This is a genomic window from Desulfolutivibrio sulfodismutans DSM 3696 (assembly GCF_013376455.1).
Lineage (GTDB): Bacteria > Desulfobacterota > Desulfovibrionia > Desulfovibrionales > Desulfovibrionaceae > Desulfolutivibrio > Desulfolutivibrio sulfodismutans.
Window position 1 is genome coordinate 1422008 of the sequence record NZ_CP045504.1, and the last position, 24329, is coordinate 1446336.

A 24329-nucleotide genomic window follows, 5' to 3' on the forward strand; every position below is an offset into this window, starting at 1 on the left:
CCTCTCCATGCTCAGCAAAACGGCGATTCAGGGCTGGTCGCCGACACAGCCTTGTGAAATTTTGACCATATCGCTTTTCCGGTGTCAATCAAAATCTCCACAACAGAAATCGCAACACGGAATAGTTGCGCCATGCATCTCTCCTTCCGCAGCATGGGCATTCAGGCTGTATCTACTGACTGATATAATCGCTCCAACTTCTCATTCTGCTGCTCAAGGACGCCGCTCTCGCTTAATATCAGCAGCGAGATAACGCGTTTTGACGGCTCGGCATGCTCTGGATGGTCCAAATTCCAGGCAACAATCCTCGCGTTGCGGGTCGGGGCCACCCTGTTTCGCCACGCCCCTCGCCAGGCATTGCATAGCTGGCGGGAAAAAGCGTAAGAACCGCCGATGGCGCTCTACTTCCTCAAAGGCCTGGCCATCGGCCTGATCATAGCCATGCCGTTTGGGCCCGTGGGCCTTTTATGCCTGCAACGGGCCATCACCATGGGTCTGCGGGTGGGGCTTTTAAGCGGACTGGGGGCCGGGCTGGCCGACACCTTCTACGGGGCTGTGGCCGCCTTCGGTCTGACCTACATTTCGGACTTTCTGACCACCCACCACATCCTCCTGCAATCCGTGGGGGGCCTTTTTTTGGCGCTGATGGGCGTGCGCCTGTATCTGACCAAAAAGGCCCCCAAGACGCTCGAACTGACCCATTCCCATTTCGCCGGGGCGTTCGCCTCCATTTTCGTTCTGACCCTGACCAATCCCATGACCTTCGTGGCCTTTCTGGCCATCTTCGCCGGATTTGGCCTGGGGCAGGCCGAGGCCAGGATGCATCACGCCGTGTCCGTGGTGGTGGGCGTCTTTTTCGGGGCCATGGTGTGGTGGGTGGCCATCGCCCTGGGCGGCAAGCTGTTGCGCTTCCGGCTGCTCAACCAGTTGCCCAAGATCCGCAAGGGCTCGGGGGTGATCATCATCCTCTTCGGCATCTGGGCCGTCGCCGACGCCATCTTCCGCTTTCCGTCCCTTCTGCCCTGATCCGCCGACAATCCCGGTCATGCCGAACTGCAGAAAGCCGCCTGCATCCTGCCGCGTCCCCGGGGCCGTTTCCCGCCCGCAATCCCCGCCTCCCCAAAACCGCAAAAGCCTCCCGCATCCCGGCTTCTTCCCCGACGACGATGTGCTGCGGTCCACGAAAAACCCCCGTCGATCCTTTTGACCGACGGGGGGTTTGTTTTCTTGCCCGTCCCATCCGCGCGTACCGACAGACGCGCCGCCGCATCCCCGAGCTTTTTTCTACCGGCCGCGCTTTTCGTGCCAGCGCCAGGCCGTCTCCACCGTGGCGTCGATGTTCGAAAGGCGCGGCGTCCAGCCAAGAAGTTTCCCGGCCCCACCCGCATTGGCGTAGAGCGCCGGGGGATCGCCCGCCCGCCTGGGGCCTTCCTTGACCGGAACCTTCCGGCCGGACACCCGCTCCACGGCCTCGATCACCTGGCGCACGGTGTTGCCCACCCCGGTGCCCAGGTTGAGCATCATGGACGCGCCCTTGTCCAGAAGTCTGGAAATCGCGGCGACGTGGGCGTCGGCCAAGTCCGTGACGTGGATGTAGTCGCGCACGGCCGTGCCGTCGGGGGTGTCGTAGTCCGTGCCGAAAATCTCGATATGCTTGCGCAGTCCCAGGGCGGCATGGAGCACCAGGGGAATCAAATGGGTCTCGGGGTCGTGGTCCTCGCCGATCTCCCCGTCCGGATCGGCCCCGGCGGCGTTGAAATAGCGCAGCGCGGCATGGGTCACCCCGTAGGCGTGTTCGTAGTCGCGAAGGATCTGCTCGATCATGAGCTTGGACCAGCCGTAGGGATTGATGGGATGCTGGGGATGGTCCTCGGGGATGGGCAGGCTTTTCGGCACGCCGTAGGTGGCGCAGGTGCTGGAGAAGACGATGTGCCCGCAATCGTGGCGGCGCATGGCGTCCAGAAGCGAAAGCGTCCCGGTGACGTTGTTGTGATAATATTTGGCCGGGTTCTGCACGGACTCGCCCACGTAGGCGAAGGCCGCGAAGTGCAGCACGCCCGAAGGTTTGAACTTCGCAAAAACCCCGTCCAGATCGGCGGCGTTCAAAATGTCGCCCTTGACCAGCGGCCCCCACTTCACGGCCCAGTCATGGCCGTAGACCATGTTGTCCAGGGTCACGGGGGTGTATCCGGCCTTTTTGAGCGCCTTGCAGGTGTGGGAGCCGATGTACCCGGCCCCACCGGTGACCAGAATCGTCTTGTCCATGTCGTCTTTCTCCAGATGATGCGTTTGTTGGCATGCCTGCGGCGGCCAAAAGGCCTGCGCCCTTTGCAATCCCCCGCGAAAACCATCCGCCCGCCCTGACGGACGGACGCCGTCTCACTCCCCGAGCACCAAGGTCCGGGGCAGCCGCGTGTCCGCGTCCCGGGCCAGAAACGACACCGGGCCGCCGTCATAGGTCATGGTCAGCTCCCGGTAAAACGTGGTCGCAAAGACCCGGGCCCCGATGCGATCCCCGGCCGCAAGCGCCTCCACTCCGAGAAGCCGGGCGGGCAGAAAGAGCTCCACGGCCACATGGGGCAACGGCTTGTCCAAGGCCTGCAAAAGCCCCTTCGATTCGAGGCGCGTATAGCCGCCGTCCGGCCCCACCTCATAGAGCCGGGGCTCCAGTTCGAAACGGCCCGCGTAGCGGGAATGGGGCCTGGGCAGCAGATGGACCGCGAAATGCCGCGTCTTCCCGCCCACCTCCAGGATCACATGGATCTGATACGTCTCGGACAGGGGAAATTCCCCCTGGTAATCCAAAAGAAACAGGTCCGCATAGTTCCCGGCCAGATTGAAAAAGGACAACCCCTCCGGGCTCCAGGCCGCATGCACGTCGCCAAAGGGCACGTACGGCTTCTTCGTGGCGAACCCCAAAAGCCTGGTGGCCGCCTTGTCCGGCCAGTCCAGAAGCGAATTGTCGCCGCAGTCCGCAGGTTTCGCCAACCGCCGCAGGCGCACGGCCGCAGCGGGGTCCGGGACCGGCTCGAAGCGGGCGGCGGCGTGGACGGCCCCGGCCCGGGCGTTGACCGCCGCCATGGCCTCGACCAAGCCCTCATACGGCCGGTTGTCGATGTCCACCAGCCCCATGTTGAAATCCTCGCCATCCCCCCGGCCGCCCGTGGGTTCGTCGTAGTACTGGAACCAGTGCGCCCCGACCACGTTGGGGAAGGCCGCGAAATTCGCCTGGGCCGCTGCCGCGCCCCGGGCACGCTGCGCCTGGGTCTGCACATGCATGAGGTGGCCGTTATTCACGTTGCCGCTGCGGTTCTCGTTGGCCGCGAAGAAAAATTCCGTGATCAAAACCGGCGCGTCGATGAGCCGTTGCAATCCCTCGAAATAATACGGGGCCACCCAGCCGTCGGCCTCGTCCACGTTGTAGTTGGTGGAAAGCACGTCCACCTTGCCCCGGGCCGCCAGCACCGCGTCCTGGTTGTAATACAGCGGCAGCCGGTCGCCCACGACCAACGCCCCGGGCTGGACCTTGTGCAGCGCCGCCTGCACCAGCTCATAGTATTTTCCGGCGCACAGCCTCGTGAACGCCGACACCACCTTGATGCCGTGCCCACCCGGCCGAAGCTTCAACTTCGCCCCGCCGCGCTTCAGATCCTCGAAACTCCCGAGTCCTTCGCCCGGCACGAAATCGGCCGTCAGCCAGTCCCAGCGGCCCTTATAATGATCATGCAGCAGCCGCCACAGTACCCGTTTCGTATAGATGGCCCATTCATTGGACAGGTACCACGAAAAAAGCGGCGCGTTCCACCAGCCCACCTCGTTGTCCGTGAAGTACCCCATGACATCGGGATTCCCCTGATATTTCTCCGTGACCCGCCTGGCCGTCGCCACGGTCACCGCCAGGGCCTCCGGGGCAAAGGGATCGAACCAGTGCAGACGCGCGTTTCTCCCCAGATCGATCTCGGGAATGATCGGCAGGCGTAAGTCCGCCGTGGCGTCGGACCAGCCGCCCCGGGTGTTGAAGCCCCAGCCCTTAAGCCGCGTCCCCACGTCAGCCGCCCACTCCCCCTCGCTGCCGTAGAAATCCTTCCAATAATAGCCCTTGCCTTCCGGATGCTCCTGGCCGCCGTTGACCGTGTTCACGCCCAGACTGTAAAAACGGCCGCCGCCCGGCTCAAAAAGCCACGCCCGGCCGCCGTCCGCAAAACCCGCCGTCCACGGCCCGGCCGCCGCCTGGGCCGCCGCCAGAACAAACACACAGACGAAAAACACCCGTTTCATCATCACCCCATGTTCCCGGGGAGGAGGCTGCGCCCCCTCCCCGGACCCCTCCCCGCCCGGGGGGAATCATTCCCCCCGGACCCCCCGGTTCCGGGCCGTGTCCCGGGAGCTTCGCTCCCGGGACACGGCCTGGAAAACAGGTGGCACGGCGAGAGTGATCTCTCCCGGACGCGGACGCGAAGCGCGGCAAAAGTTTTTGAAGAGGGGTCCAGGGGGGAAACTTTTTTCAAAAAGTTTCCCCCCTGGGCGCCGCAGGCCTCTCCCTATGCCAGGGCGTCGGCCAGAAGTTTCGCCAGCACGACATCCGAGTCGAAGTAGCGCCGGGCGAAGGCCGTGGCCGCCGCCTCGTGGCGGTCGTAGTCGCGGCGCACGGCCTCGATCCCGGCCAGCGCCCCGGCCTCGTCGGTGAACGCCAGGACGCCTTCGCCCACATCGAGAAATTCGGAAAAGCCCGTGTCCTGCACCACCACGGGACGTCCCGAGGCCAGGTAGCAGGCGCTTCGGCAGGAGAACCAGCCGCTTTTCGAGGCCACGTAGGCGTTTTTGGCCGTGGAGAATTCGGCCATGCTCTCAAAGATGTAGTCCCGGTAGCGCCAGGGCGTCTGGGACATGGCGAATCCGTCCACCAGCTTCCAGCCTTTCTCCTCCAAAAGCTCCCGGGGCGGCTTCCCGCCTCCCAGGGCCAACTCCAGCACGGCGGACGTCTTTTGCGGCAGATCCATGATTTTTTCGAACTCCATGTTTTTGCCGCCGTAGCGCACGCCCTCCACCTCCGGCCCCTTCTCCTTGGGCTGCCACGAAAGCACCGTGGTGAACGCCTCACGGCTGTAGCGGCCGCCCCCGGCCCAGGCGTCCATGACGATGGGCTGGCGGGTGGGCTTCCAATCGAAAAGCCCCGTGGGCACCAGACACCCGGGCTTGCCCACGTTTTCGCCAAACGAGAAAAACACGTCGTGGCGGCGCATGTTGTCGATGTTTTTCACGGCCTTTTCATCCGCCTCGCCGCGCTGGTACCGGGGGATGTCCGACTGGGTGTACATGGGGTCGGAGTCGATCAGGACCTTCACCGGAATGCGCGCATACTCGTCCCGCAGCATGCAAGTGGTCGAAATATTAAAAAACACGTCCGCTTTGGCCACCACCGCCGCCAATTCCTCCCGCGAAAGCCCCCAGTGCCGGTCGTCCGGGCCGCGCACGCAAAACCGCTTCGTAAGCCCCGGCTCCAGCTTCTCCAAAAAATCCCTCAAATATCCGACATGATAGGTCAAATCTTCCACAAAGGTCACATTGAACGGGTCATAGGCCCAGCCGCCCGTGTCCTCCAGATAATAGACGTCGTGCCCGAGCTTATAAAACCCGTGCAGATACTGGATATAATCCCAGGCCACGCCGCCCAGCGGATAGGTGGCGGCCAACCCCGAGACGATGATGGTGCGCTTGGTCATGGTGGTCTCCTTTGGAGAGTGTGATTGTGGGGAGGAACCTCCCTTTTGAAAAAGGGGGGTTCCTCCCCACACCCCTCCTCCCCCCAAAACTTTCAATACGCTTCGCCCTGCGTTCCCGCGCCCCGCCTGGGGCCATCACTTTCGCCGTACACCCGGACTTCCGGGCGCTTATTTCAGGCGCTGCGCGCCTGAAATAAGCGCCCGAGGCCGGGGGGTCCGGGGGGAATGATTCCCCCCGGCGGGGGTGGGGTCCGGGGAGGGGGCGGCGCCCCCTCCCCGGATTTTTAGGCCGGAATGGTCCCCATCTGGATGCCATGCAGCCGGGCGAATTCGCCGCCAGCCTGCATGAGTTCGTCGAAGGTACCCATTTCCTTGATATGCTTGTCTTTTATAACCAGGATAAGGTCGGCCCGGCGCATCATGGACAGGCGGTGGGCGATGATGAACGTGGTCCGGTTGGTCATGAGCCGTTCCAGTCCTTGCATGATCAGCGCCTCGGTTTCGGCGTCCAGGGCGCTGGTGGGCTCGTCCAGGATCAGAAGCGGCGCGTCCTTGAGCAGGGCCCGGGCGATGGCCAGGCGTTGGCGCTGCCCCCCCGAGAGGTTCGCGCCGCGTTCGCCAAGCAGCGTGTCGTAGCCCTCGGGTAGGGCGGTGATGAAGTCATGGGCATTGGCCAGGGTGGCGGCCCGCACGACCTCCTCGCGGCTGGCCTTGCGCTTGCCGTAGGCGATGTTTTCATGGACGGACATGGGAAAGAGCTGGGTCTCCTGGAGCACGATGGCGATTTTCTCGCGCAGGCTTTTGAGGGTGACCCGGCGCAAATCCTGGCCGTCGATGGTGATGACCCCCTTTTGGGGGTCGTAGAAACGCAAGAGGAGACTGATGAGCGAGGTCTTGCCCGCGCCGGTCTGGCCCACCACGGCCACGGTGGAGCCGCCGGGGCAAGCGAAGGCGACGTCGGTGAGCACGGGTTTTTCCGGGTCGTAGCCGAAGCTGACGCCCTCGAAGCGGACCTGACAGTCGGTCACGGCCAGGGGCGCGGCGTCGGGGTCTTCATGGACGGACTGGTCCATGCTCATGACGTCGATGACCCGCTTGGCCTGGGCCAAAGACCCCCGGATGCCGGCCACGGTGGTGCTTAAGCTGCTTAAGGGGGTGTAGAGGGTGGCCAGGTAGGAGATGAAAATCAGCAGTTCGCCGGTGGAGAGCGACCCGTCCAGGACGTGGCTGACGCCGATGTACAGCACCAGGGCCGTGCCCACGGCGGTGATGCCGCCGATGAGCCAGCCGTAGATGGTTTGCAGGGCGTAGAGGGAGAGCTTGCGGTCGAAGGAGTGCTGCGATTCGGCCACGAAGCGTTTTTTCTCCTCCTCCTCCCGGGCGAAGGCCTGGACCAGGGAGATGGACGAGAAGATGCGCTCCACCGTGGTATAGACCTGGCTTTCCTTCATGTGGGTCTCGGTGGTCAGATCGCCGATGCGGCGGCTGACCCGGGAGATGGCCAGGAAAAGAAACGGGATGATGCATACGGCGTAGATGGTCAGTTCCACGTCCATGCGCAGGCAGACCACGAGCATGCCGATGAGCATGGCGGTGCTGGTGAGCGTGGTGAACACCCCGTTCATGAGCAGGGTCTGCACGGAATAGGTATCGCCCATGATGCGGTAGATGAGGTCGCCGGTGGGCCATTTCTGATGAAAGAGCAGGGATTGGCGCTGCAGGTGCTGGAAGAGGTCGCAGCGCAGATCCTGGACCATGTTCTGGCCCATGCGGATGGTCAGGTAGTTGTTGAGAAGCTGGGCGAACCCCACCAGGAAATGGACGCCCAGGAGCAGCCCCACCACCGTGGCCAGTTGCAGGGAGAGGCTGATGGCGGCGGGATCAATGGTCCAGCCCCAGAGTTCCAGGGGGGTGCGGCCGATGATCTGGTCCACGGCGAGCTTGAGCGGCCAGGGCTTGAGCAGCTCCATGGCGCTGATTAAGCCCACCAGTCCCAGGCACAGGATAAACGTCAGCCTATAGGGCCGAAGATAGGCCAGAAGGCGCAGGAATACGGGCATGGGAGACGAGCCTTGTGCGTTTTGCGTTGGCCGAAGTCGGCGTGCCGTCAGGGTCGGCGCGTCGTGCGCTGGCGGCCAGGGTTTCGTATGGGCGCCGCCCGGGGACGGAACCGGACCGCCGTGCGCCGCGCGGCATGTTTTTTCCCCGCGAGCGGACGCAACACTGGGGCACGCCGCACAGGCGACGCGCCCCAGTTGCTATCATGCATGGTCCCTAGGCGGCCAGCACGTTTTCGGTCTTTTCCCCGGAGGCGGGAAGCATCCCGGCCAGGTCTTCCACATCGCCCTCTCCGGCCGCAACGCGGCGGGAGGGGGCCTTGGCCCGGCGCTTTTCCACGACTTCCTCAATGGGCTCTTCCAGGGAGCCGCCGGGGCCGCGCACCATGAGATACTGCACCAGCATGGTCACCAGGGCGGCGGCGCGGTACAGGCCCCACAGCATCCACCCGGCGAACAGCGCGGCGGTGGTGGCCACGGCCATGGCCGCATAGCTGGACAGGGGCAGGATGGCGATGGCGGCGGCGGTCAACCCGGCCAGAATGAGCAGGGAACGCTTGCTGGGCAGGATGGTTCCGGCCAGGCGCACGAACCGCTTGTACCCGCCATGGTTTTCGGCCGTGACCCGCAGCTTCAGTCTGGTCCACAGGCCGGTCTTGGTGGTCAGATCCCAGGGCGGCACCGAGGAGATGGAGGAGAACCCGGTGTCGGCGGTATAGGGCATGTGCAGTCCGGTTAAGACCGACAGGATGTGGGACAGAAGCTGCTCGCGCTCCACGCCCTTGTTGTTCCAGAAAAAGCGGTGGAAGGTCAGTCGGTGGGAAAAGACCCCCACGATCTCGGAGACCTTGCGCACCAGGCCCACCCGCGGCATCTCGCGCTCGTCATGGGGCATGTCCTCGGCCAGGGGCACGGGGCACACGGCCTGGGAGGCGGACTTGCGCAACTGCCACACGGTCTTGTAGCGGGTCCAGCCCCGGCACAGCGGCTGCAGAAGCGTCAGTCCGGCGATGGTCAGCCGGGCGGCCAGGGTGTTGTGGCGATCCGGCAGCTTGGCCTTGCTGGCCCGATGCCCGACAAAAGCCATGGAGGTCACGGCCATGGCCAGCCCGAGAATCCCCAGGACCGGCACGAAGGGCGTGGCCACCATGAGGGCCAGGGCCAGGACCATCCATTCCATGGACAGGGGCAGGTAGGCCACAAGGCTGCCCTTGGGCTCGTACAAGGTTTGGAAAAGCCCCATGCCGAAGACGCCGTGATAGATGATGGGGCGGTTGGCCAGGAGGCAGCCGCCGATGTCGCCGTAGATGCGCCCGGCCCAGCGGGAGTTGCCCAGGACGTTGAAGCGGTCCCGGTGCTTGGGCAAAAGCAGGGCCTCGGCCCGGCCGTAGCCTTGTTGCTGCTTGATGTAGGCCGAGACGGTGTTGCGGCGGTGATGCCAGACCATCATGGCCGCGCAGAATCCGATGATGTAGCCCTCGTTCTGCAACCGCCAGCACACGTCCACGTCGTCGCCTGCGGCCCGGTAGGTGGCGTCGAACCCATTGATCTCCATGAGCTTTTCACGGCGGTAGGCCATGTTGCAGCCCGGGATGTGCTCGGCCACCTCGTCGGTCAAAAGGACGTGGGTGGGCGCGCCAGGGGAGACGGCCACGCAGGCCGAGGTGCGGTTGTCCTCGGGCGGCGGCAGGTTGGGGCCGCCCACGGCCATGAAGCGCGGATCGGTAAAGGCCCAGGCCATGTAGGTCAGCCAGTCCGGGTCCACGTAGCAGTCGGAATCGGTGTAGGCCACGATCTCGCCCCGGGAGGCGTTCATGCCCACGTTGCGGGCGGCGGACAGCCCCAGGTTGGGCTGATGGATGACATGGATGTACGGATACTTGGCTGCGTAGCGGTCGGATATCTCGCCGGTTTTATCCGTCGAGCCGTCGTCGACCACGATGACCTCGAAGTTGGGATAGGCCAGCTTCTGGAAGGAAGCCAGGCAGCCGTCCATGGTGGAATCGGCGTTGTAGGCGCAAATCACCACGGAGATAAGCGGCGTCTCGGCGGGCAGAAGCGGCAGGCGCTGCCGGTAGACCTCGGCCACGGCCTCATAGGAGGGCTTGGGATTGCGGCTGGCGTCCACCATGCCGAAGGCCCAGTCCTCGATCAGGTTGCCGCCGGTGAACCACTCGTCGGTCCAGGCGAAGACCATGGTGCCCGAGACGCCGAGTTCGAAGGCGGCCCGAAGCTGCCAGGCCAGGGTTTCGGCCACATGCTCCTCGCCCTGGCGGATGGAGTCCATGCCGAACTCGGACAGAACCAGGGGCAGATCCCCGGCCACGTTCTGCAGACGCTTGACGTAGGACCGGAAGGCCTTTTCGTCATGCAGATAGACGTTGACCGACAGGAAATCCAGAAACGGCAGGCGCAGGTATTCCGTGGACGGATAGTTGGCGTAGGTCACCATGCCTGCGGGGTCTTCCTCGCGCACGATAGCGGCCAGTTTCGCCAGAAACTTCTCGATCTTTTTGGCCCCGTGCCAGCGCACGATGTGCGAGGGTATCTCGTTGCCGATGAGCCAGGCCAGGATGGCCGGGTGTCCGGCCAGGGGGGCGACGGCCTCGCGGATGACCTTTTTGATCTCTTCCTTGACCTCCCACTGGTCCAGGAAACACAGGTGCTGGGGCCAGGGGATGCCCACCATGACCCGCACGCCCAGGCTCTGGGCCAGGTCCAGGAACCAGCGGGGCGGGACGTAATACACGCGGATGGTGTTCACCCCGGCGGCGCGCATCATCTCGAAGTCGCGCACCACGCGCTCCCGCTCGGGCAGGGGTTCGCCGTTCTCATTCTCGGGGAAGGGACCGTAGGTGACGCCCTTGATGAAGAATTTTTCGTCTCCGGCGAACAGATAGCGGCCGTGGGCGCGCACGCGCTCCATGGGGGCGATGGCGAGACCCTCTTCGATCTGGAACATGGATGTTTCGCTCCTGGTGCGCGGGGTCTTGGTTCCCCGCTTTTTTTCATGATTCCGGGGAGTTCCCGGATTTGTTTCACTTTCTTCGCCAAAAGACGCTCACGCATCCCGGCGAGCGCCCATAAGCAAGCATCGTGCCGGATTTGACCCTCCTGTCCCGGCAGGGGTTTTGATCCGGAGCAGGGGCGGCTGCCACGCGCCGGGAACGAAAATGACCATATCGAAACCGGCCCGGTTACGTTTTCGTAATCGGCGCGCGGCGTCGGACAAAATGGACCAAAAACCCGCGCCTCGCCGGGGATGACGGACCCTGCCCGGGGCGCCGGGGTCATGGAAAGAAAAAAGCCCCGTGGGGGTGTTCCCATGGGGCGAAGGCGTGCGGTTGTCGCAGGAAATCGGGCGGGTGCGGATGCGCGGGGAGTGGACCGGGGCGGATCGGCCCGAAGGCTACAGAAAGACCTTGTAGGAGAAGTCCAGGGCGACGCCGATCTTTTTGGCCATGGCCTTGCCGATGGGGCGCTTGTCGTTCTCCATCCCGGAGAGATTTGGGACGGTGACCCCGAGGGCCTCCGCAAGCTGCTTCTGGGTCATGCCCATGAGGGTGCGTGCGCCGCGCAAAAGCGAACCCGGCGTGGACTTCGGCAAGACCTCGGAGGCCGGGATGCCTGCTGCGGACGCTTCCGCTATCGCCGTGGCCACGGCCTCGACACGGTTCGCCGGAACGACGGCGTGAATATCCCACATCCCGTCAGTACGGGGCGTTTTCGTGAGTTCCAGCATAGGTCACCTCCACCACGCGAATTGATTTGTTTTCGATCTCCCAGACCACCACATAGGTCGGACGGCCCTTGTTAAGGTGGCAGTGGTAAGCCTCCCGGGGCCAATTTTTCAGTTTTCCAAAATGGGGCCTGCCTGTTTGGAGCGGACCTGTTTCTTCAATATTTCGGCGTAGCGCGTTCAGTGCCTCGACAATTCGCATTGGAAGTTTTTTGGCCTGCTTGGCCGCCTTCTGGGTAAAAACAACCGTCCATTTCATGAGCCAATATTCTCATTTATTGAGAACATGTCAAGCTCAACACTCCACCATAACTCAACGTCCCACGAACGAAACTACTCACGGGGTTGCCGGGGCAAAGGATCATTCGTCCTCCTTTTTGGAGTCGGATGTCATCAACGATATGCAGACAGGCTGACCGTGTTTGGAAGAGATCGCCTCATGTCCTGCCCTCCCCTCGGAGAGCTTCACGGCATCGGCCGGATCACCGTCTCCCCCATTCGGCCATGGCATGTGTTCGCAATACCGACAGCCGTCTGCCCTTGCCTCAAAAACCGCACGGGCATATGATAAAATATTCCCTATAACGTCTTCCCCGGAGCAGGATATGCGGCATGTGTCCCGGATCGTCAGCCTGTCATTCCTGATCGTTCTCCTGGCGCTGCCCTGCCTCGGCGCCGGGCCGCATGCGTCGTCCATGCCGGGCGATATCCGGGAGATTCAGCAATCCGGGGTCTTGCGAATCGGGGTCATCGAGGCCCAGGCCCCGCCCTTCGTCTTCGTTAAGGACGGACGCCTGACGGGCGTTGACGTGGACCTGGCCCGTCAGATGGTTGCGGCCCTCGGCGTGCGGCCGGAATTCGTCAGGATTCCCGGCGGCTGGGACGGGCTTGTGGACGCCGTGGCCGCCTCGACCGTGGACATGGGCTTAAGCGAGCTGACCAAAAACGTGGCCCGCGCGCAACGGGTGTTCTTCAGCCGCCCGTATTTCCTCTCCCACGCCGTTTTCATCGCCAACCGGCTGGCCATGGCCCAAAACCGCATCGACGACGCCGACCTTGCGTCGGTGCAGGATGTGGCGCGCCAGTTCAACGCACCCGGCTTCCGCATCGCCACCATGGCCCACTCCGCCCTGGAGCCGGTCCTCCGGGAGCTCTTCCCCAGCGCCGAGATCATGTCCGCCGCCTCCCCCCAGGCCGCCATCGCCATGGCCTATGAGGGCCAGGCCGACCTGGCCATGGTCGGGGAGGCCGCCTTCGAGATCGCCGTGCAGGCCGACCCGGGGCTGCTCTACAAGATCGACCGCCTGGCCCCGAGCCTGGACGATCCCTGCGCCATCGCGGTCAGCCCGGGCAGGCCGGACCTTCTGCGCTGGATCAATGACTACCTGGAAGTCCGTCCCTTGCCGAAGGCGACGCTGGGGGAGATCGTCGACCAGTACCTGGGGCCGACGGGTCCGGCCCCGAAGGAGGCTGTCCCGGCCGTGGCCGAGCCCGCGCCGCAGGGCGAAAGCGTGGCCATGCGGGACGTCGCCCTGGTTGCCTTGCTGCACATCCTGGTGCTCGGCGTCCTGTGGGCGACGGTGGTGCGTCGGCCCTGCGCCCAGCACTGGCTGTTGTCGCCCTGGACGGTGCTGGCGGCCATGGGGCTCGGCGGCCTGACCGGCCTGTATTTCCCGTTTCTGGCCGCCTACCTCTCCCGCCCGGCCGGGCTGTACATGGGATTCTGGCGCATGTGCGTGTTGCCGATCATGGTCGCGGCCATCGTCACCAGCACCTACCGGCTTTTGGCCTGCGGCGGCAACGCCAGGCTTATAAAACGCCTGCTGGTGTGGACGCCGCTGTTACTGCTCGTCTCGGCGCTTCTGGGCGTCGGCATCGGCATCGTGGGCAGGCCCGGGGCGGATTTCTCCAAGGAGGCGCAAGGGCTTTTGGCCTCCATGAACACAGGGATGCAGGCGGCGCAGCCCGACGGCGGCCTGTACGATCAACTTATGAATATGGTGGACACCATCGTTCCCGACAACCTGCTGGCCCCCATGGTCAACAACGAGAATCTGGCCGTGCTCTTCGTGGCCATATTTTTCGGGGTGGCGGTGGCGGCAGGGAAAAAACAGGCCAAGACGACCCTGATCGACATCATGGACACCGTCCTCGAGTCCTTCACGACCATGATCCGCATGTCCCTCTACCTGTTGCCCTTCGCCCTCTACGCCCTGTCCCTCGACTTCATCGCCTCGACCGGCCTCGAACTCATGCTGGCCATCCTGCGTCTGGTGGTGTGCCTGACCCTGGCCTTTCTTCCTGGCGGCCTGCTGAGCCTGGCCTTTCTCCGCATACGCCTCGGGATTCCGCTCCCGGCCATCTGGCGTGATTTCGGGCCCATCTTTCTTTTGTCCTTTTCAACCCGCAGCAGCGTCCTTTCCATGCCCATCGGCCTGGAACGCTTGAAGAACTATCCCCAGATCGACCGTGCGCAGATCACGGCCGCCTACCCCTTCGCCCTGCTGGTATGCCATTACGCCTACGCGGCGTTTTTCGCCCTGACCCCGGTCTTCGTGGGCCAGGCCTTTGGCGTGTCGTTCACGCCAGGGCAATATATCGCCATCGCCTTCCTGGCGCTTCTGTGCGTGGTGTCGGCCATCGGCACCATCGGCCTGTCCTATGTCCTTCTTTTGGCCATCGTCTGTGGCCCCCTGGGCTTGCCGCTGGAACCGGCGGTGGTGGTGGGCATGGCCGCCGTCTCCATCGTGGACCCGATCATATCCGGCGTCCAGGCCCTCTTCGGATGCGGGGTGGCGACGCTGGTGGTGGACAAGGCCAAGCCCGCGCCGGAGGCCTGCGGCGATGTGGAGCAGCCTGCCGGATAAGGCCCGGCGCATATCATGCAACATGGAACGGAAGGCCAGCCGTACGTTGCATGCGTACGGATTGCGATCAACAGTCTGTCTGGCTCTTTGTTGTGTTCACGACGAAGGTTAATACCCACAAAGGCCGTTTTGCAACAGATTGGCCGGTTCCTCGCCTTTGCCTTGAGCCTGTCGCCCTCCCAATGCTCCCCCTTGCCTTTTCCCGAAAAAAAGCCCAAGAAATCAAGGTTTTTCATCCTTGGCGGCGCGCCCCCGGCAGTGAACCCTCTTTCAGGAAACCCCCATGAACGCCTTCACCCTGGTTTTTGCCGCCCTGTGCCTGTTCGCCATCGGCTACCGGTTCTACGGGCTGACCCTGGCCCGCCGCATGCTGCGCCTGGACCCCGGCCGCCCCACCCCGGCCGTGGCCATGGGCGACGGCGTGGACTACGTGAAAACCGACCGCTATGTGCTCTTTGGGCACCACTTCGCGGCCATCGCCGCGGCAGGCCCCCTTCTGGGGCCGGTTCTGGCCGCCCAGTACGGCTATCTGCCCGGGGCCCTGTGGATCCTCATCGGCTGCGTCCTGGCCGGGGGGGTGCATGACATGGTGGTGCTGTTCTGCTCCGTGCGCCACAAGGGCAAAAGCCTGGGCCGCATCGCCCGCCTGGAGATCGGAACCTTCGCCGGCAGGGCGGCCGCCGTGGCCGTGCTGTTCATCCTGATCCTGACCCTGGCGGGCTTAAGCCTGGCCGTGGTCGGGGCCATGCACGACAGCCCCTGGGGGGCCTTCACCGTCGCGGCCACCATCCCCATCGCCATCCTCATGGGGCTGTACCTGCACGTCTGGCGGCGCGGCGACGTGCGCGGGGCCAGCCTTTTGGGCGTGGCCCTGCTCTTTGCGACCATCCTGGTCGGTCCCTACGTGGCCTCGCACCCGGTCCTGTCCGCGTGGTTCACCTATTCCCGCAAGGAACTGTCCATCCTCATCCCGGCTTACGGCCTCGTGGCCTCGACCCTGCCGGTGTGGCTTTTGCTGTGTCCACGCGACTACCTGTCCACGTACCTCAAAATCGGCACCATCGGGCTTCTGGCCCTGGGCATCCTGTGGGTGCGCCCCGACCTGTCCATGCCCGCCCTGACGCCTTTCATCCACGGCGGCGGCCCCATCATCCCGGGCGCGGTCTACCCCTTTGTGTTCATCACCATCGCCTGTGGGGCGCTGTCGGGGTTCCACGCCATCATCGGCACGGGCACCACGCCCAAAATGATCGGCAACGAACGGGACATCCTGTTCGTGGGCTACGGGGCCATGCTGGTGGAGGGGCTGGTGGCGATCATGGCGCTCATTGCGGCCTGCGTGCTGGTCCCGGCGGACTATTTCGCCATCAACGCGTCCCCGGAGGTCTTCGCCAACATGGGGCTGACGACGGTCGACCTGGACGAACTGTCCCGGGCCGTGGGCGAAAAGCTCCACGGGCGCACGGGCGGGGCCGTGTCCCTGGCCGTGGGCATGGCCTACATCTTCGCCTCCCTGCCGTTTATGACCGAACTCGACGCCTACTGGTACCACTTCGCCATCATGTTCGAGGCCGTGTTCATCCTGACGGCCGTGGACACGGGCACCCGGGTGGGCCGGTTTTTCGTGCAGGAGATGTTGTCGCGGGTCTGGCCGCAGTTCGGCCGGGAAAAATGGTGGCCGGGCATCGTCATAAGCGGCGCGATCTTCACCCTGGCCTGGGGATACCTGGTCTACACCGGCGACATCAGCACCATCTGGCCTCTTTTCGGCATGTCCAACCAACTCCTGGCCGCCTGCGGGCTGATCATCGGCACAACCATGCTCATCCGCCTGGGCCGGGCCCGCTACGCCTGGTCCACGGCCGTGCCCGGGCTTTTCATGGCCGTGACCACCATGGTGGCCGGCTACCAGAGCATCCTCGGCAACTTCCTGCCCAAGGGCCGCTACCTGCTGGCCGTCCTGGGGATCACGGTCATGATCCTCATGGCCGTGGTCATGGCCCTGGCCGTGCGCCGCTGGGTGGAGCTTCTCAGGACCGGCCGCCCGGTGACCGACCCCCACGGGGACACGGTGCTGGCGGTCGTTCCCGACTGACCATTTCCCGCCCCATAAGCCAACGGCCGGAAGGATGTCTCCTCCCGGCCGTTTTTGCTGCGGCAGTCCGGATGCTGCCTATTCGTCCTGAAGCAACAAGCTTTGCGGGGCCACGACACCCGCTCCGAGCATACGGCCAATGGCCGCCTGAAGGTCCACCCGGGGCTTGGTGACGGCCACCTTGGTGTCGGTGATGAGCTTCCCCGTGCCCACCAGCAGGGACTTCACCTGGGCCGGGGACAAAAAGGCGCCGGTCCTGGCCTTGGCCGCGCTTTGCAGGGCCGCCGCCGCCCCTGCCGCATACGGGCAGGCCGCCGAGGTGCCGCCAAACGTCGGATTGAACCACGAGCCCTTGGCCGAACATTGCAGGGTGTTGCACTGGTTGGACGGGGCCATGAGCGTCAGAAACGACGCCGCATTGGAATAGCCGGTGACCTTGTCGGCGGCGGAGGCGTCGTTGATGTAGTATCCGGTGGAGGTGCAGCCCGCGTCGGCGATCTTGCCCGTGATGCAGCACAGGGGCGACACGCAGGGGGTGTAGTTGCCGAAATTGGCGTCATAGACCGCTCCCACAGAGATGATCCCGGACTGGCAGGCAGGCGAGCCTATGCCATCGCAATAGCCGTCGTTGCCTGACGAGGCGAAGATGGTGATGCCGGCGTTTGTGACATTGGTCACGGCTGTGGCGTAGTCGGGAAGGCTGGCGTTGCAGTTCGTGGTGTACTGGCCTCCCCCGAAGCTGATGCTGATGATCTTGATGGGGTTCGCGGCGTTGTCGTTTTTGTGGGTGATGCACCATTCCCAGGCGGCGATGATGGCCGAGTCTGTGGCCGAACCCGAGGGGCCGGAGATTTTCAGGGCGTAGATCTTGGCGTCCGGGGCCACGCCGCCGATGTAGTCGCCATTATCGCCGATGGTTCCGGCCACGATGCCCGCGCAGGACGTGCCATGCCCGTCGGCGTCCATGGGATCGGCCTTTGCCTCTCCGAAATCGTAGCCGCCGATGACCTTGGTGTTGGAGCCCAGGACCGCGCCTCCCAGGTAGGGGTTCATGTAGTCCACGCCGGTGTCGCAGATGGCCACGGCCACCCCCGCCCCGGAATACTGGGACCGGGTGGCGCTGGCGCCCATAAGCGGGATGCCCTGGCGCAGGTGCGGGAGGTTCGTGCGGTCCTGTCGCACGAAGGCCACGGCGTCGTCGGCCAAAAGGCCCTGCAACTGGGCGGCTGTCAACGTGGCGGCAAAGGCGGGCATGTACTCGAAACGCCGGGTGACGTCCCCTGTGTCAGCGGACTTTTTGCGGGAGAAAAAGGCGTCCAGGGTAGCGGCGACCTCGGCCCGGCGCGCGGCTGTGGCCGCCTCGGAGTCCAGGGCGGCCCCTTTTTTCGCGTCCGCCGGTTCGGCCAGCATGACGATGAACCGGCCCGTTTCAAGCCCCGACGCAAACGGTTCCAGAGCCTCCTTTGGCGACAACAGCTTCGCGTTCTGCCCGATCCCGGCCAGGATGCCGCCCGGCTCCAGGGCGGCCGCCCCGGAGGCCGAAAAAAGAAACATGGTGATGATCAGAAAAAACATCCAATGCGCCGATCGGGAAGCGATTTTCCATTGCATTCTTGTCTCCAGTGTCATTCACTGTTTTCATACGTCTCATGCTGCTTCCCAGGCGGAAAACGCCAGCATCATCAAAAACAGCAACTATTTAAAATATTTATATTTAACAGTGGATGCCCACATTCCGGCAACACAACACTGAGCCCCCCCCGCCCGCACCACCGGCCGGGAGGATGCCTCCTCCCGGCCGGTTTTGCTTCGGCAGTCCGGATGCTGCCTATTCGTCCTGAAGCAACAAGCTTTGCGGGGCCACAACACCCGCTCCGAGCATACGCCCGATGGCCGCCTGGAGGTTCACCCGGGGCTTGGTGACAGCCGCCTTGGTGTCGGTGATGAGCTTGCCCGTGCCCACCAGCAAGGACTTCACCTGGGCCGGGCTCAGAAAGGCGCCGCGCTCCTCTTTCGCCGAGTTTTGCAGGGCGGCGGCAGCCCCGGCGGCATAGGGCGAGGCGGCCGAGGTGCCGCCGAAATCCGTATTGAAGGTCGAGCCCTTGGCCGAGCATTGCAGCGTGTAGCACTGCGTGGACGGAGCAAAAAGCGTCAGAAACGAGGCCGTGTCCGAATAGCCCGTCACCTGGTCGGCGGCGCTCGATTCCTCGATGTTGTACGGGCAGTTGGGATCGTCCGGATTGGCATGCTTGGTCAGGCAGCACTCGGCCTCCACGCAGGGGCTCTGAGTTCCGACATTTGCGTCGTAGACCGCGCCCACGGAAAGGACTCCGGACAGGCAGGCAGGGGAGCCCATGGCGTCGCAGTAGCCCTCGTTGCCGGATGAGGCGAAGATGGTGATCCCGGCGTTGGTGACGTTTTGCACGACGGTCACGTAATCCGGCAGGGTGCCGTCGCAGTTCGAGGTGTAACGCTCTCCGCCGAAGCTGGTGTTGATGATCAGGATGGGATTGTCGGCGTTGTCGTTTTGGTGGGTGATGCACCACTCCCAGGCGGCGATGATGGCCGAATCCGGCCCCTGTCCCGAGGCGTCGGTGATCTTTAAGGCGTAGATCTTGGCGTCCGGGGCCACGCCGCCGATATAGTCCCCCGTATCGCCGACGGTTCCGGCCACGATGCCCGCGCAGGCCGTGCCGTGGCCGTCGGTGTCCATGGGATCGGCCTTGCCCTCGCCGGTGTCGTAGCCGCCGATGACCTTGGCGTTGGAGGCCAGGGGAGCAGCCCCCAGATAGGTGTTCATGTAGTCCACGCCCGTATCGACGATGGCCACGGCCACGCCCTGGCCGGAATACTCAGACCGGGTGGCGCTGGCCCCCATAAGCGGGATGCCCTGGCGCAACTGCGGCTTGTTCATGCGGTCCTGCCGCACGAAGGCCACGGCGTCGTCGGCCAAAAGGCCCTGCAACTGGGCGGCGGTCAGGGTGGCTGCAAAGGCGGGCATATAGTCGAAACGCCGGGTGACGTCCCCGGTGTCGGCAGCCTTTTTGCGGTTTAAAAATCCGTCCAGCACCGCCGCCACCTCGCTACGGCGCGCGGATTTGCCCGCCTCGGAGTCCAGGGCGACTCCCTTTTTCGTGGTGGCCGGTTCGGCCAGCATGACAATAAACCGGGCCGTCTCCTGGCCGTTCTTGAATGCCGCCAGGGCGTTGCCGGAAGAAACCAGTTTTGCGTTCGCCCCGACGGACGCCAGAATACCGGCATCTGTTTCCGCAGCCCTGCCGACTCCGGAAGACAGGGAGACAGACAGCAAAAAGACCACCACGGATAAAACGAGGCAAAAACGCCTGGGGGAATGAACTCTCATGTGCTCTCCTTTTGCTTTCATGAACACGTGGCCCATTGTCTCAAAACACTCGGATAGACATTCCAATTCGTCAAACAAGAGTCGGACACGGGCGAACCTTCCCTTCCCACCCACGCCACTGACGCCGCCGTCCTTACCCCTCGTCTATCATCGCTTGCAGCACGCGTCCATTGCGTAGAGCAACGGCAGGGGATGCGTTTTCATCCCCTTGCACAACGGCAAAAAAAAAGCCAGCGCCCCTGCACCAGCCAACCGTCCATTTCCCCTCCCCGGCTTTCGAAGATGCGCCCCGCCTCAGGGACGCCACGCACCCTGCGCGTGCTCCGCCGTCTCCGCAGGAAGGCCGCAAAGTCCCCTGGCCCACAGCCCGGGGGCGGTTCAGCCCGAGGGCAGATCCCCGGCCGCCGCCGTCTCCAGATAGTGCGAGAGCTCCCCAAGCATGGCCAGAAGCTGCGGGATGAGTTCGCCTGCGACCTGCGCATCCCCCGCCCGGGCGGCCATCTCCACCTGGTAAGACAGCTCCCGAAGCGGTTCGGCATGCATGGTGCCGCACACCCCTTTGAGGGAATGGGCCAGCCGCACAAGCTGCTCCATGTCGCCCTGCTTCGCCGCATCGGCCAGCCGCCGTACCCGTTCCGGGGTCTCCGAGACAAACACGGCCACGACCTCGTCCACAAGCTCCCGGTCATGGTCAAACCGTTCCAGCATTCTGGACAGATTGATCAGGTTCTTCCCTTCATGAATCATATCGGCAGTCCCCCTCCCATATCCCTCCGGTATCCCCGGCAGTCCGGCCATAGCCGGACGGATATCTTTCCATATCGCATATCCTGTGCCCTCGTGTTGCACAAGCAGGGCACGCGGCGCATCACTTAGAAACAAGCAGCAGATCGTAAACCTGGGCGGCGCTCCAGCCGCGCACCCGGGCCGCCACGCGCCGGGCCGTCTCCTTCGGCCGCAGTCCCTCCCGGGCCACCTCGGCCGCCACGCGGCGCACCTCGTCTGCGGGCGTGGGCTGGCCGTCGTCCATGGCCGGTCCCACCACGACCGTGAGTTCCCCCAAGACCTCCGGCGGGGCCGCCGCCAGATCCGACAGCCGCCCGGGCAAAAACTCCTCGAAGGTCTTGGTCATCTCCCGGGCCACCACGCATTCCCGCTCGCCCAGGGCGGAGAAGGCCGCCGCCAGGGTCTTGCCCAGACGGGTTTTGCGCTCGAAAAAGACCAATGTGGCCCCGGTCTGGGCGTGCTTTTCGAAAAGACGGCGGATGTCGGAGGTCTTGCGGGGCAAAAACCCAAGGAAGGTGAAAGGATAGGGCGGCAGTCCGGCGGCGCTCAGGGCTGCGGTCACGGCCGAGGGACCGGGAACCGGGGACACGGCATGCCCCGCCTCGCGGCAGGCCCGCACCAGGCGGTAGCCCGGGTCGGACAGGAGCGGCGTCCCGGCGTCGGACACCAGGGCCAGGGTCAGCCCCTGGGCCAAGAGCCCCAGCACCTGGTCCAGGCGGGCCTGTTCGTTGTGGTCGTGCAGGCTCGAAAAGCCCTTGGCGGCGAGCCCCAGACGCTTGAAGAGAAGCCCCGTGCGCCGGGTGTCCTCGGCCAGCACCACATCCGCCTCGGCCAGCACCCGGGCGGCCCGGGGGGAAAGGTCGGCCACGTCGCCAAGGGGCGTGGCCACCACAAAAAGTCGTCCTGTCGCGTCCGCGTGCACATGCCCTCCCGCATCGGCCCGCTTGCATACCATGCCGCCGTCTGAACGGGAAGCGGGACGCCTGGCCCGTCGGCCTCCTGGCAAGCCTGCGGATTTCATTCAGCCGAGGCCGTTCCCCCTGGGCTTTACCATTCCGCTCTCAGGGACTGTCCGCGCTGCGCAGACATGCACCCCGGCCCCTTCAGAACGTCGAGCCACATGGTTCCCTGAAGGGACTGCCCGCTTCCCCAAAGGCCTCCGGCCCTTGGTTTTCGTGAAAAAAAGATCAAGGCTGACTGATGAGTCTTTCCTGTGTATTTACCGTGCCACTCTGTATTTTTCTTGATTGATGCGCGATGTGCCCGGCCTCTTTGCCACGACAGATACGTGTTTTGAAATTGTAGAATTACTTGTATACATTTATCGAAACCATCGGCATCAGCCAGTTCAGCCAGGATCAGCCATGCGCCGTCCTCCGCCGACATTTTCGATGTGACCGCTTCTTCGAAATGAATATAAATTTTAAGGAGATAGCAGCGCATTTCACCCCATGACGCGCCTGTTGCACCGGTTCACGCTTCGCGTGTGAAACAGGCTCGCGCTCCGGGACGCGGCCCTGGCAAGGGGGAAAGAGGAAGGGCCTCACGCCAGGGAAAGGCCTTCGACTGATTGGGCGGGATGAAAAGCCACGGACATTTGGCGTACGGGCCTTGGCCCCGTTGCGACGGGAACGGGGTCCACGCTGAAGATGTATTTTGAAACGTGCAAGGAGGAAGACATGGCGAAAGTCGGCGTTTACGTGTGCCATTGCGGTTCGAACATCGCCGGGGTCATCGACGTTGAGGCCGTTCGGACCTTTGCCGAGACCCTGCCGGACGTGGCCGTGGCCCGCAAGGAGCTGTTCATGTGTTCGGACTCGGGCCAGGAAATGATCAAGCAGGACATCCGCGACGGCCTGGTGGACAAGGTCGTGGTGGCCGCCTGCACCCCGCGCACCCACGAGCCCATCTTCCGGGGCGCTCTTTCGGCCGGAGGGCTCAACAAATATCTCTTCGAGATGGCCAACATCCGCGACCAGGATTCCTGGGTGCATGCCCAGAATCCCGAGGGCGCAACCCAAAAGGCCAAGAGGCTGGTGGCCAGCGCCGTAGGCAAGGCCGCCAAGCTGCGTCCCCTGGAAGACAAGTACGTGGACGTGACCAAGGCCGCCCTGGTCATCGGCGGCGGCGTGGCCGGCATCTTCTCGGCCCTGGAGCTGGCCAAGATGGGCTTTACGACCTACCTGGTCGAGAAAGAGCCCTCCATCGGCGGGGTCATGGCCATGCTGGACAAGACCTTCCCCACCAACGACTGTTCGGCCTGCATCCTGACCCCGGTCATGGTCGAGGCCGGAAACCATCCCAACCTCGAGCTTCTGACCTATTCCGAGGTCGAGGACGTGGACGGCTACATCGGCAACTTCAACGTGAAGGTCCGCCGCAAGCAGGCCTACGTCGACTGGGCCAAGTGCACCGGCTGCGGGGCCTGCGCCGAAAAGTGCCCCTCGAAAGTGCCCGACGAGTTCAACATGGGCCTGTCCAACCGCAGGGCCGCCTACATCCATTTCCCCCAGGCCGTGCCCAAAAAGGCCGTGGTGGACATGGCCCACTGCAAGAGCTGCGGCGGCCGTGCGATCGGAACCGAGCCCAAGATCAGCGAAAAAACCGGCAAGCCCATCCTGGCCCCCTGCGAAAAGGCCTGCCCGGCCGACGCCATCAACCGCACCCTGAAGTGGGATCCGGCGGGAGAGATCAAGGAGATCAAGGTCGGGACCATCGTGGTGGCCACCGGTTTCCAGGTCATGGACAAGGGCTGGTTCAAGGAGATGGCCCCGGACAACAAAAACGTCATCACGGCGCTGCAGATGGAGCGCCTGATCTCGGCCACCGGCCCCACCGGCGGCAAGCTCCTGCGCCCTTCCGACAACCAAAAGCCCCACACCCTGACCTTCGTGTCCTGCGTGGGATCGCGCGACGAAAAACACCACACCTACTGTTCGCGGGTGTGCTGCATGTACATGATCAAGCAGGCCCGGCTCATCAAGGAGAAATATCCGGACCTAAACATCTACATGCACTTCATCGACGTGCGTTCTCCGGGCAAGGACTACGACGAATACTACACCGGCGCGCGCCGCATGGGCATCAACATCCTGCGCGGCAAGGTGGGCGGCCTGGAAGTGCTTCCCGGCGACAACCTGCGGGTTCTGGCCTACGACCTGGATGCCGGTTCCCCCGTGGAATACGAGTCCGACCTGGTGATCCTGGCCACGGCCATGGAGCTGCCGCCCGCCACCAAGAAGCTGGCCCAGACCCTGGGGCTGCAGTTCTGCGGCTCAGGCTTCTTCAAGGAACTGCATCCCAAGCTGGGGCCTGTCGAGACCGCCACCGAGGGCATCTTCCTGGCCGGGTGCTGCCAGGGCCCCAAAGACATCCCGGACACCGTGTCCCAGGCCAAGGGCGCGGCCGCAGCCGCAGCCGTGCCGCTGTGCCAGGGCCGGGTGAAAATCGAGCCCACCATCTCCGAGGTGCAGACCGAAAAGTGCAGCGGCTGCGGCATCTGCGTGCCCCTGTGTCCCTACAATGCCATCAGCCTCAAGCTTCACGCCGAAAAGCCCCGGGCGACCATCGACATCACCCAGTGCAAGGGCTGCGGCGTGTGCACGGCGGCCTGTCCCTCGGCGGCCATCGTGCTGCACGGCTACGAGGAAGGCCAGATATTTGCCCAAATCGCGGCCCTGACCGCCTAAGGAGGGAGT

Annotated in this window: 17 protein-coding genes; 4 read left to right on the forward strand and 13 right to left on the reverse strand. The window is 64.1% G+C overall.

Going from position 1 to position 24329, the window contains the following annotated elements; genetic code table 11:
* Positions 1 to 11: 11 nt before the first annotated feature.
* Positions 12 to 134 (reverse strand): hypothetical protein, encoded by a 123-nt coding sequence (locus tag GD606_RS20755; protein WP_281362055.1) that lies wholly within the window; start codon positions 132 to 134, stop codon positions 12 to 14.
* 259 nt (positions 135 to 393) lie between these two features.
* On the opposite strand from GD606_RS20755, the gene GD606_RS06820 reads away from it, so the two are divergent.
* Positions 394 to 1026, forward strand: coding sequence for a LysE family translocator (locus GD606_RS06820; protein WP_163303435.1), 633 nt, complete (start codon positions 394 to 396; stop codon positions 1024 to 1026).
* A 258-nt stretch (positions 1027 to 1284) separates the two neighbouring features.
* Here GD606_RS06820 and galE read toward each other — a convergent pair whose 3' ends face one another.
* From galE to GD606_RS06855, 7 genes are all read right to left on the reverse strand, one after another.
* Positions 1285 to 2265: a UDP-glucose 4-epimerase GalE gene (gene galE / locus GD606_RS06825; RefSeq protein ID WP_163303436.1), complete on the reverse strand. Its 981-nt coding sequence runs from the start codon at positions 2263 to 2265 to the stop codon at positions 1285 to 1287.
* A 114-nt stretch (positions 2266 to 2379) separates the two neighbouring features.
* Positions 2380 to 4281 carry a hypothetical protein gene (locus GD606_RS06830; RefSeq protein WP_163303437.1) on the reverse strand — a complete coding sequence of 634 codons (1902 nt, stop codon included), beginning with the start codon at positions 4279 to 4281 and terminating at the stop codon, positions 2380 to 2382.
* A gap of 260 nt (positions 4282 to 4541) precedes the next feature.
* Positions 4542 to 5723, reverse strand: coding sequence for a glycosyltransferase (locus GD606_RS06835; protein ID WP_163304062.1), 1182 nt, complete (start codon positions 5721 to 5723; stop codon positions 4542 to 4544).
* A 284-nt stretch (positions 5724 to 6007) separates the two neighbouring features.
* Entirely contained in the window at positions 6008 to 7783 is a 1776-nt protein-coding gene (locus GD606_RS06840; protein ID WP_163302298.1) for an ABC transporter ATP-binding protein, read from the reverse strand.
* Between the two features lie 214 nt (positions 7784 to 7997).
* Positions 7998 to 10742, reverse strand: a complete 2745-nt coding sequence (locus tag GD606_RS06845) for a glycosyltransferase (RefSeq protein ID WP_163302297.1) — start codon at positions 10740 to 10742, stop codon at positions 7998 to 8000.
* Positions 10743 to 11189: 447 nt separating this feature from the next.
* On the reverse strand, positions 11190 to 11522 hold the full coding sequence (locus GD606_RS06850) for a helix-turn-helix domain-containing protein (protein ID WP_163302296.1): 333 nt from the start codon (positions 11520 to 11522) through the stop codon (positions 11190 to 11192).
* The gene (locus GD606_RS06855; RefSeq protein ID WP_163302295.1) at positions 11491 to 11778 is read right to left on the reverse strand and encodes a type II toxin-antitoxin system RelE family toxin; all 288 of its coding nucleotides are present in this window, start codon (positions 11776 to 11778) and stop codon (positions 11491 to 11493) included. Before GD606_RS06855 ends, GD606_RS06850 begins: the two co-directional genes overlap by 32 nt.
* 346 nt (positions 11779 to 12124) lie before the next feature.
* Between GD606_RS06855 and GD606_RS06860 the strand changes: the two genes are divergently transcribed.
* Together GD606_RS06860 and GD606_RS06865 are read left to right on the forward strand one after the other, a co-directional pair.
* Positions 12125 to 14386, forward strand: coding sequence for a cation:dicarboxylate symporter family transporter (locus GD606_RS06860; protein WP_163302294.1), 2262 nt, complete (start codon positions 12125 to 12127; stop codon positions 14384 to 14386).
* 283 nt (positions 14387 to 14669) lie between these two features.
* A complete protein-coding gene (locus tag GD606_RS06865; RefSeq protein ID WP_163302293.1) occupies positions 14670 to 16481 on the forward strand; it encodes a carbon starvation CstA family protein in 1812 nt (603 codons plus the stop codon).
* A 78-nt stretch (positions 16482 to 16559) separates the two neighbouring features.
* Here GD606_RS06865 and GD606_RS06870 read toward each other — a convergent pair whose 3' ends face one another.
* The 5 genes from GD606_RS06870 to GD606_RS06890 all read right to left on the reverse strand — a co-directional run bounded on the left by GD606_RS06870 (position 16560) and on the right by GD606_RS06890 (position 22074).
* A complete protein-coding gene (locus GD606_RS06870; protein WP_163302292.1) occupies positions 16560 to 18056 on the reverse strand; it encodes a S8 family peptidase in 1497 nt (498 codons plus the stop codon).
* Positions 18057 to 18309: 253 nt separating this feature from the next.
* A complete protein-coding gene (locus GD606_RS06875; protein ID WP_163302291.1) occupies positions 18310 to 19845 on the reverse strand; it encodes a S8 family peptidase in 1536 nt (511 codons plus the stop codon).
* A 378-nt stretch (positions 19846 to 20223) separates the two neighbouring features.
* Positions 20224 to 20592 (reverse strand): Hpt domain-containing protein, encoded by a 369-nt coding sequence (locus GD606_RS06880; RefSeq protein ID WP_163302290.1) that lies wholly within the window; start codon positions 20590 to 20592, stop codon positions 20224 to 20226.
* 121 nt (positions 20593 to 20713) lie between these two features.
* A complete protein-coding gene (gene rsmI / locus GD606_RS06885) occupies positions 20714 to 21553 on the reverse strand; it encodes a 16S rRNA (cytidine(1402)-2'-O)-methyltransferase (RefSeq protein WP_170304575.1) in 840 nt (279 codons plus the stop codon).
* A gap of 125 nt (positions 21554 to 21678) precedes the next feature.
* The gene (locus GD606_RS06890; protein ID WP_163302288.1) at positions 21679 to 22074 is read right to left on the reverse strand and encodes a hypothetical protein; all 396 of its coding nucleotides are present in this window, start codon (positions 22072 to 22074) and stop codon (positions 21679 to 21681) included.
* Between the two features lie 236 nt (positions 22075 to 22310).
* On the opposite strand from GD606_RS06890, the gene GD606_RS06895 reads away from it, so the two are divergent.
* Positions 22311 to 24320 carry a CoB--CoM heterodisulfide reductase iron-sulfur subunit A family protein gene (locus GD606_RS06895; RefSeq protein WP_163302287.1) on the forward strand — a complete coding sequence of 670 codons (2010 nt, stop codon included), beginning with the start codon at positions 22311 to 22313 and terminating at the stop codon, positions 24318 to 24320.
* The last annotated feature ends 9 nt before the right edge of the window (positions 24321 to 24329 follow it).